Source organism: Aeromonas sp. ASNIH4 (assembly GCF_002934425.1).
In the GTDB taxonomy this organism is placed as follows: Bacteria; Pseudomonadota; Gammaproteobacteria; order Enterobacterales; family Aeromonadaceae; genus Aeromonas; species Aeromonas hydrophila.
On record NZ_CP026217.1, the window covers coordinates 3,605,214 to 3,623,102 of the forward strand.

The window sequence follows — 17,889 nt, forward strand, 5'->3', positions numbered from 1 at the left end:
AATCAGGCTTCGCAGTGAAAGATGTTAAATGCCCGGTAGTACTTGTCGTCATGCAGCCTTCCGAAGAGATCGAGCGAAGCGCCAGACTCGAGGGTGTGGGTGTAGGCACCCGGGAAAAACATGACAGTTGGCTTTTCTTTCGCCGTGCTCTGCAAATTGTTCAACACGTTGTGCGAGCGGATGTAAGGGAACACCTCGCCAACGCCGGATAAAAAAAGAACCTCGAAATCGGTGCTTGCCAACTTGGCTGCCATGGCCGGAACGAGATGCGCTTCGGGGTCCAGTACGCCCTGCAACAGTTCTTTGAGCTGCTCTTTAGAGACGGAATCCTCCATCTCGACAATCTGGTCCCAGATGTCGCGTTCTTTGAGGATTTCTATCGAAAGATCATACAAATTGATCTCCATAATCCGAATGCCGACCTGTTCAAGACGATTGATCAGCTGACGTTGGAGCCGCTCCATTTCGACAGACTCTTCCGGCTTATAGGGACAGATAAAGAACGGGACCTCGTTGCCGAGCCCTTGCTTATTGAGAAAACGTTGGCCCGAGATCACAGCAAAGAGATGCTGAAATCTGGCTATATCCGCTGTCACTGTTTCATCCCCTTCACATCGGATTCAAATACAGGGAAGTGCAAAATATCCCTGTGGCTGCCTCGTTGGATCAGACTCAGCAGTTTTGGACTGAGCATTGCTGTGTGTATCATGCTGTTGGCCGTTAAGAGATCTGCCTCGCGAAGCATCTTGAACAAAACCTGCCGCAATTTGCCTCGTGTCGCCGGGGTGATCTCACCAAGCTCCAAATGCCACTCATATTTCCGGTTGAAAAAGGAATCAAAATCCTCGTGGGTCAGGTCGCTTTTCAGTGTGATGTAGCGCTCTCGAAGCACTTCGACGGCAAAATCAGCAATAAATCTGTACCGACGGCAAACGGCGAGCCACAGGAGATAAGCCTGCTCTTGGTGACTGCCCTCAACAAGGAATTCAAGTTCGTCTGAGCTCAACGTTCTGAGTCGAGAGATGATTTCACGACAGACTCGTTTGAGCGTATTCAGTGTTCGGGTCTGTAGTAGATTTTCTGCGATGACCTTGTCTCGAACAGAGCTCCAATCGCCAAGATCAAGATACAGCGCGGTCAGTTCCACCGATTCACGGTGAAATAGACTGCCCGTTGTAAATGACATGCTGTATCTATCGTTACTCATTCTTGGTTAGGATTCCTTTTTATATTGGTCTGCAGCGCCACCGGCCTTTACCCATTTGTCCACCTCATCCTTCTTGAACTTCCAGAGGCGGCCCATACGATGCGCGGGCATTTCGTGTTTATCAATCCACTTGTACACACTGTCATTGCTGACCCCGAGGTACTTGCAGATCTCACTTATCGATAACCAACGGTCTTCCATCTCAGCCATTTATCAAGCTCCTCATAGGGGCGACTGTGGGGTTCATCCATGTGCTCGTCAGAGGCAAGTAAGTGAAAACAGACGGATCTATCCCGATTAAATCATTTGGTGATGATATAAACCCATCACCTGATGTCAAACGGTCTTTGCCGATTTAAGCCGATTTTTTGCTAATAAGGTCGATATGAGTGCTGAACAGTGCGCAAAAATGGCCAGGTTTCCGAGAGCTGCGTTTTTCAAGATAGTTGTCGCGTAAACCAGTATTAAGCCGCCTGTTTTTGTTCTGGTTCCGCTCGCTCAGGATTCAGCATCACTGCGCCACTCGGTGTCCAACCTCGCGTCTTACCACCCCATCTAGCTGGATACTTCGCTTTGGCTGCTTGATACACAGTATCTCGTTTCGCCAGCAGCCCTTTATCGTCAACCCGATGTCGTTCGCTCGGCATGACGAAGCGAATTGTCAACGCTGACCGAAAACTGATCCACTCTGGCTAATTTCGCCGATTGAAAAGTGACCGTTCCTTTGGTGAGCGCGTGACTGACCGTGGAGAAATGGCCCAAGCGTTGTCAGGCTTTATGGCTCGCGCAGCCGAGAAGCTGCGGGCCGAGGGGATGTGTTGCCAGCGGGTGCACCTGTTCGTGCGAACCAGCCCCTTTGATGAACGAGCGCCTTACTACAGTGAGCAGGCTGGCGTTCGGCTAGTTTGCCCTAGCGATGACACCCGGTTGTTGCTGCAGCAAGTGAACGTGCTGCTAGCGCAGATTTGGCGCGATGGTTACCGCTATCAGAAAGGCGGGGTCATGCTGAGTGAGTTCACCCCCAAGGGGCAGCAACAGGCTGACCTGTTTGCCCCGTCCTCCGCTCAATCGGACGCGCTGATGACAGTGATGGACCAGATCAAAGCCAAGGGATTGGGGCGCGTAGGCTTTGCCAGCCAAGGCACGGGGTCGCCTGAGTGGATGATGCGACAAGATCACCTGAGCCCCTGTTACACTACACGCTGGGAGGACCTGCCGGTGGCGATGTAGTCCTGAGTCGGTTAGTTGCGGGGCTGGATGGTTTACGCGTCAGGATCCAGTACCTCCCAACGTCCGCTCTTACGCGGTCCAACAAAGCGTAATCGTCCATCTTTGACCAGCACGGCAACAGCTCTCTCCACTGTACTGGTCGACTTGCCAATCCGCTCTGCAACTTGCTTGAGCGTTATGGTCGGCTCAGCCGCCAGTTCCGCCAAGATGGCCTGGGGTGTTTTGACCCGCTTTTCTACCTGCGTTTCAACCTTCATTTCTACCCGCATTTTCTCCTGATGAGGTGATACTGCTGCTGGTTGAATCGCAATCGCCTGGGCCAGCGCATCGCGCAGCGCTTCCAGTAAAAAGAGGATAAACTCGGTACAATCACTGCGACTATCAGCCTGACTTAGCTGCTGATAGTAGTGATCTTGCCGAGCTTTGATCACCGTCTCCACTGGTAAGAAGGCCATTACTGGCTGCCAGCGACTCAATATCACCGTCTGCCATAAACGTCCCATCCGACCATTTCCATCCGCAAAGGGATGAATAAACTCCAACTCATAATGCAAGGCACAGGAAGCGATCAGCGGATGAGCCTCGGTCTCAGCCAGCCAAGTCAATAGCTGTCCCATTAGACGAGGGACCTGGTTCGCAGGGGGAGCCATATGCACTAACTGCTCGCCTCGATAGATACCTACGCCACCGCTACGCCAGTGACCCGCATCATCACAGAGTCCACGCATCAGGAGTCCATGAGCACCAAGTAAGTCTTCCGCTGAAGCCGGATCCCAATCAGGCATTGCTTCATAGGCCGCAAACGCATTATGGACCTCTTGGATTTCCCGTGGAAGCCCAAGCACCGTCTTCCCCTCAATCACTGCCGTCACCTGCTCGACACTCAGGGTATTGTGCTCTATAGCCAAGGAGGCTTGGATAGTGCGGATCCGGTTCTCTCGACGCAGCATCGGCACCTGGGAGCTCTGAGCAAACCGCCACTGCCCCACCAACTCGGCGATCTCCGCCACCCGACTCAACATGGCGTGGGTCAGGGTGAAGGGAGGGGAATAAGCTGCCATGGGTTACTCCAACTGATGCGATAACAAATGAGGGTTAGCTTAACAGATCCGGGAGCAGAAACTCCCGGATCTGATGCCATCTAAAACTGCAGTAAAAGTCTTTTTATCAACACCAATAAGCCTTCAAATGTTACTCCCCCCGAAACAGCGGTATCCTTCTCCGCGTCTCTTTGTCTCGTTTTTAGCCAAATAGGCTGCCCGCACAAACATCTTCTTGAGTGACTCGGTATCATTCCGCTCAATGAGATACTCAGCATTCTTGGGGAAATGCACCAATCCCATTTTTTTACAATCTTGCAGAGAGATATTTTCATCACTCACAGCGCTGTGCCACGCTACTCTTACTTTATTAGCAAGGTTCATTCTTTCAGATTCATAGTTCCCTAATTTGTAGTAAGCATCCCTATTTAAAAAAAACATCATGTGATAGTGAGGACAGGGAGCATCGGCTGTTTGCTCCTTAGCCCAAACGTATCTAATCTCAGTCGAATGAACCCTCTTTCCTTCATAACGTCGTTCTGACTCATCGCACTCAATGAGCCATTTAAGCCTTGAAAAGAACTCCTTAAGTATCCTTGAGCCCGACTCAGGCTTTAATGCTAAATACATTCCAAAAGCAGGGTCCTGTTGAAAACGGAGATCAACTCGAAAGGCAAATACTCTGGAGTAATGCTTAAGAGCGTTCTCCAATACAGAGAGGATTTTCTCTAAATTATCCACATTAAAGCTATAGTTCCGACCTTCGTAGAACTGCTGAGCAAGCAGGACATACTCTTCTATAGAAATAGACATTTGAACTCTCCCAATAGATTGTTGATAGACATTGAAGGTTTAAATCGTGATGGATGTATTTTGCGGATAGTGCCGTAGTATGTTTCAAACACGGTCTATTAACTGGTGTAATCACCAGGATAGTTTGTGTATAGATGCGATTAACACTTTCTTTGAATACGGAATAGAGCAATTAAACTACCATGATAAACGATGGCTATTGCTTAGCATGGTTCAAGCAGGCAGCTTCATAAGCTTTCAATATACCACCAATGAAGATGTCATTGAGTTTAAATATACACATTCATTCAACTTAAAACATATATTACTATTACCTACACAAATGCATTGAATATCAAACCAGCTTGAAAACTCTTATCCCAGATAGGACAAGACTTGTAGCATGAGCAACAAGCTAATTTGTTCAAATTATTATTCAGAAATTAGCCCTAGCGAAGATTTATTTTCTCTTCAATCCATGACTCTATTTCAAAGCTAACCCAAGCAACAGATCTTGGGCCGATCTTGACTGATGCGGGAAATTTCCCGTCATTCATCTGACGGTAAACAGATGCCTTAGAGAGTGATGTCATTGCCATGACATCTTTCAATTTAATTAGTTTCATGATGAGCTCCTTTGTCGTACATAGGAGAATGCCCACATGTAAAAAACATGCCTCACCAGAGCACCAGCAAAAACAACTACAGGACACACCGCACTATAATTCCTGCAACATACATAAAAGCATTACTTGTACAGCATATGACATTTATGGTCATACATAAGAGTAACGCTTTATTATTCAAAATGGATATCTAGATAACAGCTCAACCCCTTCATTACTGTTACAAGACCAAGCGGATGAGTGATGCACTCTTGTTCCAGGTAGACACAATGACTGCAGCACAAAGCCATAAGCACTTTACGTAGTATTGAGCCTTAAACAACATAAATCCAGCATAGATAGAACATCTAACTTAAGTGATCTGATTCAAAAATATGACACAATTAAATTGAAAATCACGCAATAAAAAGTCATAAAATAACGACAAAATGACAACAAAAGTTCATTGAATTACTAAGTAATAACAGGGTGGGATATTAAGATGGCTCAAATAATAAATTCAATTGGCCTTACAAATAGACAAATAAACTATCTGTCAAAAGTGATACCTAATGTAGACTTCAACCATATTTATGATGAAAATACCTTTTTAAATGCAATTCAAAAAAACGCCAGCGCTATATTAAACCGTTCTGCATATAAGATTTTTAGTTTCGAACAAGATATTAACAAGGTTAAATTGATTGATTACATCAATTTTGAATGCATGGAAATAAACAACTTTGACTGGATTGATACAGAAAATGAAAGGCTATGCGATTATATTTGGTCTTATATTAGAGTTTTAAAATCATCAACACCACACAACAATATCTATATAGATAAGGCAGATATTTTTAATACAGGAAAAGGTCAAAATTCAACTGATGGCTATCTTTTTGAGATAATGAAAATTCCACTCCTGCCAAAAGATAGTAAAGCAAAGAAAGCATCTATTATTTGTTTTTTTGATTTGTTGGATCATGAACCAAAAATAAAAAGCGCCATTCTTAATACTTTAAAAGAAAAGTGGATATTCGTAAGTAAGATACGTGATGTTGTCCAATGGGCAGACTCAAATAATAAAGAGTGGGCTTGGAACTACCTTTACAAAGGTAGCAATCCGATATGGTTTGTCGAAAATGGGCATCCAAAAAATCACATAAATGGAATAATAACAACCTTCGACTTACTAAACGACTCTGAAGATAGAAGAGAGTTATTGCTAGCAAAAATGAAATCAGCTTGGTCACAAAAGGCATATCGTGATAAAAACAATGGCAAAAAGGCGGTAAGCATTGTTCTATCTGAAGATATTATTAAAAAACTAGACTTTGTATGTGAAAACACAGATAGAAGAAAAAATGAGGTAGTCACAAGACTGATTCGAGAAGAATACGAAAAAATAAAGAAAGGCGGACACTAGTCCGCCTTTTTATTTTACTTTTTTGATGAATTCAATAACATTTCCATGATTGTTATTTTTTTGCGGCTCATTTGCTATCTCAAGTTCAACCAATTCGCCCCAGCGTTGCCATAGCATTTTTTTCTTATCATCATGTCGCGAACGATGATAGGTTCTAACCAACTTATTGAGTGGGAGATGATTCAAACATAATTCGATCACTCTCTCTTCTGCATCTAATCTCTCAGCCCAATTGGTTGCAGCACTACGTCGTAAGTCATGTACGGTAAATGGCTCCATATCAGATAGTGAACGAGAAATGAAACGCCTTAAAGCTCTAGTTATCGAGTCAACTAAAATTGGCTCAATAACATCACTTTTAGGTCTGTCTGATTCAAAAACAAAGTCACCGTTTACATATAGTGCCTGTTCATCAATCAACGCTTTAGCCTGTCGAGATAAGAATACCGAATGTGGCTTCCCATTCTTAGTATCAGGGATTGTCCAAATATCATCTCTAATATGTGAAAAACGCATATTAGCGACTTCGCCTCTACGACATCCGGTCAGTATCAATAGCTTGATCGCATTCGCTGCAGGCAGAGAAATAGTGGCATGGCGAGAAACGCCACGCCCTCCAGCCGCCAAGCTACCACCACTTCCAAGATCCTCATCAATCGCCTTCCATAGCCTGCGCAATTCGGGGACTGTCAGCCAACGCTCTCTTGGCGAACCGGCACTGGCACCAAAATCCTTGGGTCGCAACAGTCTCGCAGGGTTGGCCTCGATCAGGCAGTGAACCACCGCATAATCCAACATCTGGTTCAGCGTTCCCAACCCCTTACGGGTTTCGTCTTTTGTTGCACGCCGAGTGATCTCTAACGCTTGCGCCAAATGGGCGCGTGTAAGATCGATTAGACGAATATTACCCAAGCTCTTCTTAAGGTGACGATTCCAACGCTCCTGATGGCACTGGAGAGTCTTTGGCTTGACGGCCTGAGCAACATGCTGCGCTTCGAGCCATCGCCCAAGTAGCTCATCCATCGTCAGGGCCGTTTCATTTTTAGCCTTTTCACTAGCAACATGCTTGCGTGGATCAATCCCTTTCTTTACCAGGGCAGCCAGCTCTGCATGTTCAAGCCTGGCTCGTGCCAACGACAACGCAGGGTAATTACCCAGAACAACTGTCGCCTGAGTACCAGCAATCCGATAACGATAGACAAACCGCTTGCTCTTCCCAGCCCTAACTTCAATGGCTAATCCACCGCCATGGGGAGATTTCACCGCATAGCGGGTAATCGAAGCCTCCCCTTGCAAAATCAATGAGGGGATCTCTCGATCCTGCGTTACCGGTTTTCTTGCCATAGCATTCTCTCCCCCCTGTTTGGGGTACCACTTGGGGTACCACTTGGGGTACCACAGCAAACATGATATAGGGTGAGACTTCATGAAACTAGCTGAAACCCACAACAAGAAAAATAAACATTAAAAACAATAGGTTATCATATGAAACTCAACTTTATAAAACCTTCTGAAACACTACCTACCTTGGCTCCTAAGGGACAGGCCACTGGTTCGACTCCAGTCGGGAGCGCCATACAAAACAAGGGGTTGGCATCATCACGATGCCAACCCCTTGCTCGTTTCAGGCCAAGGCCGCCATTCGGCCGGACTTTCCCCTACGCCCTGCGCCAGATGATGGCCTCCCTTTGTCTTCTCTATCCCCATGCCCGAAAAACCCTCATCTACGCTTGAAATGCGCCGTCCGGGATGACGGTCGCACTCTAATCCGTTTGGGACAAAAGAAGGGCATCATGGGTAACAACAAAAAAAGCAAAATAGAACAGCCGGCCGTGGCCGACGCACAGCAGCCCCTTGGCAACAAAGCATACGAGAAGGAGCTGCGTCGCCTGCACGTGGAACTGGTGAAACTGCAACAGTGGGTGGTGCACAAGGGGCTCAAGGTCTGCATCGTGTTCGAGGGGCGCGACGGCGCCGGCAAGGGGGGCACCATCAAGGCGATCACCGAGCGGGTCAGTCCTCGGGTGTTCCGGGTCATAGCGCTGCCGGCCCCCACCGAGCGGGAGAAGAGCCAGCTCTACTTCCAGCGCTATATCCCGCATCTGCCCGCAGCGGGCGAAATCGTCATCTTCGATCGCAGCTGGTACAACCGGGCCGGCGTGGAGCGCGTCATGGGCTTTTGCAGCGAGGAGGCGAGCGACAAGTTTCTGGCCGGGGTTCCCATGGTGGAGCAGGCCATGGTCGACTCCGGCATCATTTTGCTGAAGTACTGGCTGGAGGTAACCCCCGACGAGCAGGAGCGGCGACTACGGGATCGCATCGACGATGGCCGCAAGATCTGGAAGCTCTCCCCCATGGACATCAAGTCATTCGATCGCTGGGATGACTACACCCGGGCGCGGGACGCCATGTTCACCGCCACCGACACCGCCTGGGCCCCCTGGTTCGTGGCCCGCTCCGAGGACAAGAAGAAGGTGCGGCTCAACATCATCTCCCACCTGCTGGCCCACGTTCCCTATCAGGATCTCCCGGCCGAGCCCATCAAGCTGCCCAAACGCAAGATAGGCAAGGTCAAACCCTCTGAGCACCCGTTCCGCTTTATCCCGGAACCCTTCTAGACAGCGGCAGGGGTGAGTCTGTGCTCACCCCTGATTCTGCTGGTATTGACGGATGGCGGCCCTGGCATTGAACAGCATGCGGCTCTCCCCCAGCTGGGCAGCCAAGCCACTGCGGCGCACATTCTCGAGCACCCCGGGATTGAGTCCGGCCAGCCATAGCGTAACCCCCTTGGATCTGGCCAGTTGCTCCCCTTCCATCAGCATCATCAATGCCGAATACTCCACATCCTGTACCCGGCTCATATCGAGCACCACCACCCGGGGTTGATGACGCGCGATCAATTCGCGCATCCCGGCCGCCACATGCTGCACATTGATGAAGAAGAGGCGCCCCTCTGGTCGCAGGATCAGCAGGCCCGGAATGGTCTCGTCATCCGGGTGGCGGGCCGCCAGCGGGCGCAGCACATCCTCACCGGGCTTGCGGCCAATCACATGGAGCGGCGGCTGCGCCGTCTGGCTGGCCAGCCCCAGCAAGGAGGCCAGGATCGCCACCACTATGCCTTCCAGGGTACCGAACAGCAGCACCCCCAAGCAGGCGATCACGGCCCAGCGAAACTCCATCATCCGGATCTGCCCTATCTTGCGAAACTCTCCCGGCTGAATGAGCCCCACCGAATAGACGATGACCACCACCGCCAAAGTGGCGCTCGGCAGCCAGGAGAGCAGCGGAGCGAGAAAAATCATGGTCGCCAGCGCCATCGCGGCGGTGACCACGGAGGCCCGCTGGCTCATGCCGCCAACGGAACGTACCACTGCCGTCTGGGAGGTGCCGCCCCCTGCCGGCATGCTGCCACACAGGGAGCCTCCCAGGTTGGCCAACCCGGTGGCCACCAGCTCGCGGTTCGGGTTGATCTCGGGCTCTTCCTTCCCGACGAAGGCCCGGCCGGCGGCGATGGTCTCGGTGAAACTCATCAGCGCAATGCCCGCCGCCCCCGGCAACAGCTGCAGTACCAGGGTCAAGTCCGGCATGGTCACACTGGGCAGGCCGGTGGGAATGGCGCCGACGATGGCAACCCCAGCCTCGTTCAGACCCCAGCCCCATACCAGCGCTATACCGAGACTCACTCCCAGCAGGGGTGCGGGCGAATGGGGAAAACGCCACTCCATGACCACCAGCACCACCAGGGTAACGAGGGCGACCCCCAGCGTCAGCCAGGAGGTATGGGGCAGAGCCTGCCCCAGATGGTAGAGATCCAGAAAGAAGTTCTCCTTCTGGATATGTACCCCGAACAGCTTGGGCAACTGATCGAGGATGATGACCAGCCCGATGCCGCTCTTGAACCCCACCAGCACCGGCAGCGAGATGAAGTTGGCCACGAAGCCGAGCCGCAGCACAGCCGCCAGCAGCAGCATGGCGCCGACCAGCAGGGTCAGGGTGGCCGTCACCGTGATCAACCTGCCGGGATCGCCATCCGGCACCACCAGCCCGAGCTGGGTAGCGGTCAGGATCGCCAGGGTGCTGGTGGAGCTGACGCTGAGCACCCGGGAGGAGCCCAGCAGCGCGTAGATCAGCATGGGCACGAACGCAGTGTAAAGACCGATCGCCACCGGCAGCCCGGCCACTGTGGCGTAGGCCATGGCCTTGGGCAGCACCACCGCCGCCGCGGTGATGCCGGCCAGCAAATCGGGAAGAAGGCGCCTGGGCGCCGATGCGAATGATGACATGTGACTCCTCCATGCTCCCTGGGAGAGCGAATTGCCGCGGTGCGCCGACCTGGACTGTGGTTTGCCAACCCTGCCAATGCTGCGCAGACAGCATGAAGTGTATGCACACCGATGACGCAGCAGCTTGTTGTGCCTCAGGTTTTTCTTGCCCCTATACTTCAGCGGCGTTTTGGCGACGCACCGACCCGATTTGGACACTGGCCTGATTTGAGAGAGGGACACCATGTTGCGACTGCTCACCCTGCTGCTGATCTGTCTGGTAACTCCGCTGCGGGCTCTGACCCTGACCCCGCTGGCAGAGGGGCTGAGCCACCCCTGGGGACTGGTTATCCTGCCCGATGGCGAATGGCTAGTCGGCGAGCGGCCCGGCCGGCTGCTGCGCATAGACGCAACTGGCGAGCGCCACCCTATCCGGGGACTGCCGGCGATTGCCGCTACAGGGCAGGGTGGCCTGCTCGATCTCGCCCTGGATGACGATGGCTGGGTTTATCTCAGCTACAGCGAGCCAGGCAACGGAGGGGCCGGAACCGCCGTGGGCCGGGCACGGCTGCAAAAGGATGTGCTCGTCGACTGGCAACGGCTGTTTAGTCAGCAGCCCAAGGTCGCCGGGGGCGCTCACTTCGGATCGAGGCTGCTGCTGACGGAGGATGGCTACCTCTTCATCACCCTGGGTGATCGCTTCAGCGAGCGGGAGCAGGCCCAGTCCCTCGACAACCACCTCGGCAAGACGGTACGCCTGCACAAGGATGGCCGGATCCCCGCCGACAACCCCTTCGTCAAGACACCCGGCGCCCTGCCGGAGATCTGGAGCCTGGGCCATCGCAACATGCAGGGGGCCGCCCTGCGCCCCGGCAGCCAGCAGTTCTGGGCCCACGAGCACGGCCCCCAGGGCGGGGACGAGGTCAATCTCATCCTGCCCGGTCACAACTATGGCTGGCCCAGAGTGACCTTCGGCGAGGACTATGGCGGCGGCAAGATCGGTTCTGGCAGCGAAGCTCCCGGGATGACGCCCCCCAAGTGGGTCTGGGTGCCCTCCATCGCCCCATCAGGCATGATCTTCTATCAGGGCGAGCTGTTTCGAGGCTGGCAGGGCAATCTGCTGATCGGCGCCCTGCGTGGCCAGGCTCTGGTACGACTGCAGCTGGCGGGGAACAAGATCATCGGGGAAGAGCGGCTGCTCACCGAGCAGGGAGAGCGGATCCGCACCATCAAGGAGGGACCCGACGGCGTGCTTTATCTGCTGACGGACTCAGGTCAGGGACACCTGCTCAAACTGAGTCCCTGATGACCATGGTGGTCCGCAATCTTGCAATACTCCGTGGCATGAAAACAGGCATCCCCGCCACCGGTAAATGAAGGGCAACACTTTATGCCCAGGGAGGGCCGGTCTGCTAGACTGGCCCTCCTTTTGTTCATTCATCTGCAAAGGAGTGTTGGATGTCTGCTGCTTCGTGGTGGGACAAGTCCACCGGGCTGGCGCTGCTCACCATAGTGCTGTGGGCCTCGCTGGCGGCGCTCACCTCCCGGGTGACCAGCGTGTCACCGCTGGTACTGGTGGGGCTGGTGCTGTTTTTCTGCGGGGTGGGAGCCCTGCCGTTCTGGCGTCAGTGGCGGGCTCGTCCGGTCAACTGGCTGGTGACCATCAGCGCCCTGCTGCTCTACCACCTGCTGCTGTTCATGAGCTTTCGCCACGCCCCTGTGCTGGAAGCGAACCTCATCAACTACCTGTGGCCACTGTGCATCATCTTGTTTACCCCATTGCTGCTGCCGGGTCACCCGCTGCACGGTCGTCATCTGCTGGCCGGCGCCCTGGGTCTGGCCGGCTCGGTGCTGGTGATGGTGAACGGCGATCTGCAGCTGCAACAGGCCTATCTGCCGGGCTATCTGCTGGCGCTTGGAGCCGCCATCGTCTGGGGCGCCTACTCGGTGCTGTCGCGCCGGCTGCCGCCGGCCCCGGCGGTGATGACGGCGGCGGCCTGTCTGCCCGCCGGGTTGCTGGCACTGCTGCTGGCCTGGCTGCTGGAGGGACCGCTGCCGGTGGCCCGCATCCCGGCCGGTGACTGGGGCCTCATCATCGGGCTGGCGCTCGGCCCCATGGGGGCGGCTTTCGTCACCTGGTATCTGGCGCTGCGAGACGGGGATCCGCGCCGGATCGGGGCGCTGGCCTATCTGACGCCGCTGCTGAGCACGCTGCTGCTGGTGCTGCTCAATGGCGAGCAGCTCACCCCCCGTCACCTGCTGGCCGGCGCCCTCATCATGGGTGGCGCCCTGCTCGGCATGCTGGGCAAGCCCCCTGCCCGCAACCAGCAGGAAGCCCCTGCCCCGCAGCCGTAAGCCAGTCCCCCTCGACAGTCAGTCCGGGCCGCCGGGCTGACTGTCATAAAAGCGCCATCTCTGCTGCTTAAGCTCACGCCGACGCCCATCGCCGTGGTTCAACAAGCAGGAATGCTGCCGTGAAAATTGCCCATTACGCCTCCCTTTCTTCTCTCGCTCTGCTGCTGGTCGCCGCCGTGCAGGTCGGTGCCCTCTGGCACGGCTGGCAACAGCTGAACCAGGCCGAGCAGGCCCAGTACCAGCACGAACGGCTGCAGCAGCGGCTCACCGGCACCCTGCAGGGCACCCTGCGCGACTACCTCGCCAGCGGCGATCCGCTGCGGCTGACCGAGGCCGAAGGGGTGCGCAAGCAGGCGCTTGCCCAGCTCGCTCAGCAGGATGTGGCGCTCACGGCCCCGCTGCACACCCTGCTCGAACAGATGGGAACGCGCATCGACAGCGACTATCTGGCGGCCGGAAAGCTCTCCGGCAACAGCCAGTGGCTGCTGCAAAATGCCGAGAACGAGCTGACCGATCAGGCCAGGGCGCTGCTGCGTTACGGCCAGCAAGGGGCAACGGGGAGCGACCCGGCCAGCGCCGAGCGCTATCGCCAACTGGCCGGCGACCTGCTGGCGGCCCTGCCGGGGCTCGCTCACCTGCGCCAGAACTACATGGAGCAGGCCAGCCCCAAGCTGCTGGAAGGGTTGCAGTTCGAGCTGGCAGCCCTGCAAAAACAGGCTGAGCAGCTGGCGGCCCTGCCGCCGCTCGGCCTGTTCGAGGCGCCCCCCGCCGACGAATTCACTCTGGGTGAACCGGAGCGCAAGGAGCTCGGGGATCTGCCCAAAGCCGAACTGCTCTCGCTGCTCAAGCGCTACCCGCAGGAGCTGGAGAACAGCCGCAAGGCGCTGCAACAGCAGCAGGCGGGCCGTCTCGCGGTGCAACAAGACATAGGCCAGATGCTGCAGGCCACCGGCCAGATGGGCAGCGAACTGGCCTATGCCCGCCAGGCGGTCAACCAGCGGCTGGCCGCCATCCTCGGCAGTCTGGCGCTCTGTCTGGTGCTGGTCGCCCTGCTGTTTGCGCTGGTGCAGCGCCGCTGGCTGGTCAGGCCGCTGCTGCGCCTGCGCACGGCCTTTCAGCAGCTCGACGAGACCGGGCAGGCCGAAACCCTGCCAGAGGGGCGCGAGCGCAACGAGCTGGCCGACATCGTTGCCAGCTACAACCGCCTCATCCTGCGGCTACAGCAGGATCAGCAGCAGAAAGAGGGCCAGCTGTCGGCGGTGTCGCAAAGTCTGCAGGGAATGGTCAACCAGGTGCAGGAGATCCATCACAGCACCCGCACCACGGAGCAGGCGGTGGACGAGAGCGATCTGATGATGAGCGAGCTGAACCAGCTGGCCGGCGAGGTACATCAGGTGGCCGCCGAGATAGCACAGCACGCCCAGCACAACGAGCACTCCATGAGCCAGAGCGAGCAGCTGGTGGGTGGCATGTTGCAGGCCACCGCCCAGACCGGGCTCGCCATCGACGAGAGTGGCGGCGCCCTGAACCAGCTCAAGCGCTCGGTGGAAGATGTGACCGCCATCGTTGACGTGATCGGCCACATCTCCCAGCAGACCAACCTGCTGGCGCTCAACGCGGCCATCGAGGCAGCGCGGGCGGGGGAACAGGGGCGCGGCTTTGCGGTGGTGGCCGACGAGGTGCGCCACCTCTCCGCCGATACCCAGCGCTCCCTCGGCCAGATCACCGAGATCCTGAGCAGGCTGACCCTGGCGGGGGAGCAGCTCGGCACCGTGCTGGCGCGGATCACCGCAGAAGCCGCCGCCCAGCGCCAGCAGGCGGAGCAACTGCGCCAGACCACCCAGGCGGTGCGGGAGATGGCGCGCAGCACGGCGGTCATCGCCCTGCAGGGGGCCGACAACGCCAAGAGCCAGGAGCACAAGCTGGCCAGTTTTGCCGATCTCATCGGCCGCATCAGCCAGCACGCCCGCCAGGGCAGCCGCCTCTCGGTGCAGGTGTCGGAGCACATCCACCACCAGGCCAGCCAGATCCCGCGCATCCTCGGTCACCAGGCCTGAGCCGTGCCGGTTTAGCCGGCGTCCCCTACCCGGCCCCTGCCATCGCGCAGGGGTTTATCTTTTTTTGTGGCACAAAATTATCTGTTATCCGCTGGTTAACGAAGAAAGATCCCTCTGCAGTGTGCGATCCGTCCGGATCGGCCGGCAATTTCATCTGAAAACGTTGTCATCACCGATATCAGCGGGCTGGGAGTGTCCACAGCAAGCGTCATGATTATTTGCACTCGGTCATATTTTTGAAACTTGGTGGGAACTTTCCATTGATATTTCGCACCGCGAACGTACTCTTGGATTGTCCGATAGCCAAGGATCGGAACACAAAAAAACAAACTATGTGATGAACAGAACTGCACCACCGCAGATGTGCCAAGACGTCGCGGCCGCAGCCGACATACTCGAACTTTTTGCCCTTCGGGGTCTTGATTGCAATGCCAATACCGAGCGGCGGGCGCTTGCCTGACTGCCGGACAAAAAAGCTAAGTCCATAAAATCAGGAGCAATACAAAATGGAAAAAGTGATCTTCAAACGTGCCGCATTGAGCGCAGCCATCGTTGCTGCCATGCTCGCCCCCGGTATGGTGTTGGCTGCCGACGAAGCCGGCCCCACCTATGCAGCCGCCGCCAGCAAATTCTATGAAGAAGGCAAACTCAACGGTGGCCTCTTCTACTTCCAGCGTGACCGTCAGCGTATCGATGGCGACCCCACTGCCAAGAACAAAGAAGGCAAGTACCAGTCCAACCTGAGCCACGCCACCACCCAGGCCTCCCTGAACTTCAACTCCGGCTACGCGTGGGACGTGGTGGGTATCGATGTGGGCGGTTTCGGTGCCTATGATCTGGCCGTGACCGAGAACCACCCGGTCAACCAGGAGAACGAGTTCTCCTTCGCCGGCAACAAATGGGGCGAAAACTACAAGGACGGCTCCCCGGAAGGCGGCTTCAGCCTGGCCAACGCCTCGCTGAAATTCAAGGCGCTGGACGGTGCCCTCACCGCCAAGGGTGGTCTGACCCAGCTCTACGTACCAGGCGTGATCGGCGTGAACTGGTCCTATCAGCCGGGTACCTACCGTGGTGGCCAGATCGAGGGTAATTTCGGTGGCCTCTACCTGACCTACGCCATCGCCGACGAGTACAAATCTCCCTGGTACAAAGAGACCCAGAAGTTCTCCCGTGCCAAAGCATGGATGGATCCGTTCGCCGATGAAAACGTCATCGACTACATCCAGGGTGTCGCCGCCCGTTACACCTTCGAGAACGGCACCGCCATCACAGGTTCCTACGGTAACTCCGAAAACTACATGGACAGCTACCACTTCAAGCTGGCCCATAAATTCGACGTGCTGAACGGCCTCTCCACCAGCTACCAGTTCTACGGTTCCGACACCAAGACCTATCAGAAGGGTGGTGCCGACATCGAGACTTACGATGGTCTGGCATGGCAGCAAGCGCTGACCGCCGCCTGGGGCATGGGCCCGTACGGCTTCCGTCTGGAAGGTCTGTGGACCAAGGCCGAGGGTAACGAAGGCAACTACCTGCCCCGTCTGACCCGTGGCTACGGCAACTCCCAGGGCGCAAACGAAATCTGGTGGGACTCCCGCTCCGACTGGAACGCCAACAACGAGAAAGCGCTGTACTTCGGCGTGACCCGTTCCCTGGATGACCTGGTGGGTGCACCTGGCTGGTCCGTCGGTGTCTCCGGTGCCTACGGCTGGGATATCCAGAAAGGCGACGGCACCAAGGCCACCAACGGTGAAGATACCGAATGGGCAGCCAACTTCGACGTCATGTACACAGTGCAGGATGGCAAGCTGAAGGGCACCCTGTTCAAGCTGCACTACACCGATTACAACAACGACATCAGCCAGAGCGGCGGTTGGACCGAATACCCCAACATCTTCGCCTCCGAGAAAGACGTCAAGTTCCACATCATCATGCCGTTCACCATCCTGTAAGCAGGTGGTTGAAGTTAGCAAACCGGGCCGATTGGCCCGGTTTTCTTTTTTCTGATCAGCGGGTTAACATGCAAAGCCGCAGGCGCTGCTGCCTGCCTCGTCACACAAGGATGCGCCCATGTCCCGCTTCGTTCTGATCACCGGCTGCTCCAGCGGCATCGGCCTGGCCGCCGCCAAGGCGCTCGGCCAGCACGGCTATACCGTCATCGCCTCCGCCCGCAAGGCCGAGGATGTGGCGCAGCTGCGTCAGCTGGGTTTGCTGGCGGTCGAGCTGGATCTGGCCAACGAGGCCAGCATAGAACGGGGCGCGGCCGAGGCGCAGACACTGGCCGGCGGTCGCCTCTATGGCCTGTTCAACAACGGCGCCTACGGCCAGCCCGGCGCGCTGGAGGATTTGCCCACCCAGGCGCTGCGCGAGCAGTTCGACACTAATCTGTTCGGCTGGCACCACCTGATCCGCCAGCTGCTGCCCGCCATGCTGGCGGCCGGCGAGGGGCGCATCGTGCAGAACAGCTCGGTGCTGGGGCTGGTGGCCATGAAGTATCGCGGCGCCTACAACGCCAGCAAGTTCGCGCTGGAAGGGTACACCGATACCCTGCGCCTGGAGCTGGCCGGCAGCGGCGTGCAGGTTAGCCTGATCGAGCCGGGCCCCATCGACACCCACTTTCGGGCCAATGCCCGCGCCGCCTTCCTGCGCCACATAGAGCCCGCCACCAGCCGCCATCAGGCCGCCTACCAGCAGACCCTGAGCCGACTGGAGCGTGAAGGGGGGGCCCGCGGCTTTACCCTGCCAAGCGAGGCCTGCATCGCGCCGCTGCTGCACGCACTCGGCAGCCCGCGCCCCAAACACCGCTACCCGGTCACCTTCCCGACCCGGCTGTTCGGGGTGCTGCGCCGCCTGTTGCCCAGTCGCCTGCTCGACCGGATCCTCGCCAAGTCGGCCTGACGGCGACCGCTTCGCCA

The 17,889-nt window shown here is 55.9% G+C and carries 16 protein-coding genes and 1 pseudogene; 8 read left to right on the forward strand and 9 right to left on the reverse strand.

Annotated elements, in window-relative coordinates; translation table 11 throughout:
- Positions 1-2 precede the first annotated feature (2 nt).
- The 4 genes and pseudogenes from C2U40_RS16585 to C2U40_RS16600 form a co-directional block, all read right to left on the reverse strand.
- Positions 3-596, reverse strand: coding sequence for a DUF1788 domain-containing protein (locus C2U40_RS16585; RefSeq protein WP_102989257.1), 594 nt, complete (start codon positions 594-596; stop codon positions 3-5).
- Positions 593-1,186 carry a DUF1819 family protein gene (locus C2U40_RS16590; protein WP_233768784.1) on the reverse strand — a complete coding sequence of 198 codons (594 nt, stop codon included), beginning with the start codon at positions 1,184-1,186 and terminating at the stop codon, positions 593-595. Before C2U40_RS16590 ends, C2U40_RS16585 begins: the two co-directional genes overlap by 4 nt.
- A 27-nt stretch (positions 1,187-1,213) precedes the next feature.
- Positions 1,214-1,417 carry a helix-turn-helix domain-containing protein gene (locus C2U40_RS16595; RefSeq protein ID WP_102989261.1) on the reverse strand — a complete coding sequence of 68 codons (204 nt, stop codon included), beginning with the start codon at positions 1,415-1,417 and terminating at the stop codon, positions 1,214-1,216.
- 254 nt (positions 1,418-1,671) lie between these two features.
- Positions 1,672-1,866: pseudogene (locus tag C2U40_RS16600) on the reverse strand (IS3 family transposase); the annotation flags it as partial.
- Positions 1,867-1,960: 94 nt separating this feature from the next.
- Between C2U40_RS16600 and C2U40_RS16605 the strand changes: the two are divergent.
- Complete coding sequence (locus C2U40_RS16605) at positions 1,961-2,437, forward strand: DUF4113 domain-containing protein (RefSeq protein WP_233768785.1); 477 nt, start codon at positions 1,961-1,963, stop codon at positions 2,435-2,437.
- A gap of 32 nt (positions 2,438-2,469) precedes the next feature.
- Here C2U40_RS16605 and C2U40_RS16610 read toward each other — a convergent pair whose 3' ends face one another.
- The 3 genes from C2U40_RS16610 to C2U40_RS16620 all read right to left on the reverse strand — a co-directional run bounded on the left by C2U40_RS16610 (position 2,470) and on the right by C2U40_RS16620 (position 4,895).
- A complete protein-coding gene (locus C2U40_RS16610) occupies positions 2,470-3,498 on the reverse strand; it encodes a Fic family protein (RefSeq protein ID WP_103828739.1) in 1,029 nt (342 codons plus the stop codon).
- A 123-nt stretch (positions 3,499-3,621) separates the two neighbouring features.
- Positions 3,622-4,290 (reverse strand): inovirus Gp2 family protein, encoded by a 669-nt coding sequence (locus tag C2U40_RS16615; RefSeq protein ID WP_102989264.1) that lies wholly within the window; start codon positions 4,288-4,290, stop codon positions 3,622-3,624.
- Between the two features lie 428 nt (positions 4,291-4,718).
- The gene (locus C2U40_RS16620; RefSeq protein WP_102989266.1) at positions 4,719-4,895 is read right to left on the reverse strand and encodes a helix-turn-helix transcriptional regulator; all 177 of its coding nucleotides are present in this window, start codon (positions 4,893-4,895) and stop codon (positions 4,719-4,721) included.
- 481 nt (positions 4,896-5,376) lie between these two features.
- Between C2U40_RS16620 and C2U40_RS26205 the strand changes: the two genes are divergently transcribed.
- On the forward strand, positions 5,377-6,300 hold the full coding sequence (locus tag C2U40_RS26205) for a hypothetical protein (RefSeq protein ID WP_043852025.1): 924 nt from the start codon (positions 5,377-5,379) through the stop codon (positions 6,298-6,300).
- Positions 6,301-6,309: 9 nt separating this feature from the next.
- Here the strand turns inward: C2U40_RS26205 and C2U40_RS16625 are convergent, their stop codons facing one another.
- Positions 6,310-7,644, reverse strand: a complete 1,335-nt coding sequence (locus C2U40_RS16625; RefSeq protein ID WP_043852024.1) for a tyrosine-type recombinase/integrase — start codon at positions 7,642-7,644, stop codon at positions 6,310-6,312.
- 449 nt (positions 7,645-8,093) lie between these two features.
- Here C2U40_RS16625 and ppk2 point away from each other — a divergent pair, with 449 nt between their 5' ends.
- A complete protein-coding gene (gene ppk2, locus C2U40_RS16630; RefSeq protein ID WP_016349758.1) occupies positions 8,094-8,918 on the forward strand; it encodes a polyphosphate kinase 2 in 825 nt (274 codons plus the stop codon).
- A gap of 24 nt (positions 8,919-8,942) precedes the next feature.
- Here the strand turns inward: ppk2 and C2U40_RS16635 are convergent, their stop codons facing one another.
- The gene (locus C2U40_RS16635) at positions 8,943-10,583 is read right to left on the reverse strand and encodes a SulP family inorganic anion transporter (RefSeq protein ID WP_103828738.1); all 1,641 of its coding nucleotides are present in this window, start codon (positions 10,581-10,583) and stop codon (positions 8,943-8,945) included.
- Between the two features lie 223 nt (positions 10,584-10,806).
- Here C2U40_RS16635 and C2U40_RS16640 point away from each other — a divergent pair, with 223 nt between their 5' ends.
- The 5 genes from C2U40_RS16640 (at position 10,807) to C2U40_RS16660 (ending at position 17,872) form a co-directional block, all read left to right on the forward strand.
- On the forward strand, positions 10,807-11,868 hold the full coding sequence (locus tag C2U40_RS16640) for a PQQ-dependent sugar dehydrogenase (RefSeq protein ID WP_103828737.1): 1,062 nt from the start codon (positions 10,807-10,809) through the stop codon (positions 11,866-11,868).
- 152 nt (positions 11,869-12,020) lie between these two features.
- Positions 12,021-12,917 carry a DMT family transporter gene (locus C2U40_RS16645; protein WP_103828736.1) on the forward strand — a complete coding sequence of 299 codons (897 nt, stop codon included), beginning with the start codon at positions 12,021-12,023 and terminating at the stop codon, positions 12,915-12,917.
- Between the two features lie 119 nt (positions 12,918-13,036).
- Positions 13,037-14,974, forward strand: a complete 1,938-nt coding sequence (locus C2U40_RS16650; RefSeq protein ID WP_103828735.1) for a methyl-accepting chemotaxis protein — start codon at positions 13,037-13,039, stop codon at positions 14,972-14,974.
- A gap of 506 nt (positions 14,975-15,480) precedes the next feature.
- A complete protein-coding gene (locus tag C2U40_RS16655; RefSeq protein WP_011704981.1) occupies positions 15,481-16,926 on the forward strand; it encodes an OprD family outer membrane porin in 1,446 nt (481 codons plus the stop codon).
- Positions 16,927-17,044: 118 nt separating this feature from the next.
- Positions 17,045-17,872 carry an SDR family oxidoreductase gene (locus C2U40_RS16660; protein ID WP_103828734.1) on the forward strand — a complete coding sequence of 276 codons (828 nt, stop codon included), beginning with the start codon at positions 17,045-17,047 and terminating at the stop codon, positions 17,870-17,872.
- The last annotated feature ends 17 nt before the right edge of the window (positions 17,873-17,889 follow it).

Excerpts from the sequence above, each read along its gene's own strand:
- C2U40_RS16610 (WP_103828739.1), bottom strand. The coding sequence starts at position 3,498 with ATGGCAGCTTATTCCCCTCCCTTCACCCTGACCCACGCCATGTTGAGT.
- C2U40_RS16655 (WP_011704981.1), top strand. The coding sequence starts at position 15,481 with ATGGAAAAAGTGATCTTCAAACGTGCCGCATTGAGCGCAGCCATCGTT.
- ppk2 (WP_016349758.1), top strand. The coding sequence starts at position 8,094 with ATGGGTAACAACAAAAAAAGCAAAATAGAACAGCCGGCCGTGGCCGAC.
- C2U40_RS16620 (WP_102989266.1), bottom strand. The coding sequence starts at position 4,895 with ATGAAACTAATTAAATTGAAAGATGTCATGGCAATGACATCACTCTCT.
- C2U40_RS26205 (WP_043852025.1), top strand. The coding sequence starts at position 5,377 with ATGGCTCAAATAATAAATTCAATTGGCCTTACAAATAGACAAATAAAC.
- C2U40_RS16590 (WP_233768784.1), bottom strand. The coding sequence starts at position 1,186 with ATGTCATTTACAACGGGCAGTCTATTTCACCGTGAATCGGTGGAACTG.
- C2U40_RS16635 (WP_103828738.1), bottom strand. The coding sequence starts at position 10,583 with ATGTCATCATTCGCATCGGCGCCCAGGCGCCTTCTTCCCGATTTGCTG.
- C2U40_RS16605 (WP_233768785.1), top strand. The coding sequence starts at position 1,961 with ATGGCCCAAGCGTTGTCAGGCTTTATGGCTCGCGCAGCCGAGAAGCTG.
- C2U40_RS16625 (WP_043852024.1), bottom strand. The coding sequence starts at position 7,644 with ATGGCAAGAAAACCGGTAACGCAGGATCGAGAGATCCCCTCATTGATT.
- C2U40_RS16615 (WP_102989264.1), bottom strand. The coding sequence starts at position 4,290 with ATGTCTATTTCTATAGAAGAGTATGTCCTGCTTGCTCAGCAGTTCTAC.
- C2U40_RS16595 (WP_102989261.1), bottom strand. The coding sequence starts at position 1,417 with ATGGCTGAGATGGAAGACCGTTGGTTATCGATAAGTGAGATCTGCAAG.
- C2U40_RS16660 (WP_103828734.1), top strand. The coding sequence starts at position 17,045 with ATGTCCCGCTTCGTTCTGATCACCGGCTGCTCCAGCGGCATCGGCCTG.
- C2U40_RS16645 (WP_103828736.1), top strand. The coding sequence starts at position 12,021 with ATGTCTGCTGCTTCGTGGTGGGACAAGTCCACCGGGCTGGCGCTGCTC.
- C2U40_RS16640 (WP_103828737.1), top strand. The coding sequence starts at position 10,807 with ATGTTGCGACTGCTCACCCTGCTGCTGATCTGTCTGGTAACTCCGCTG.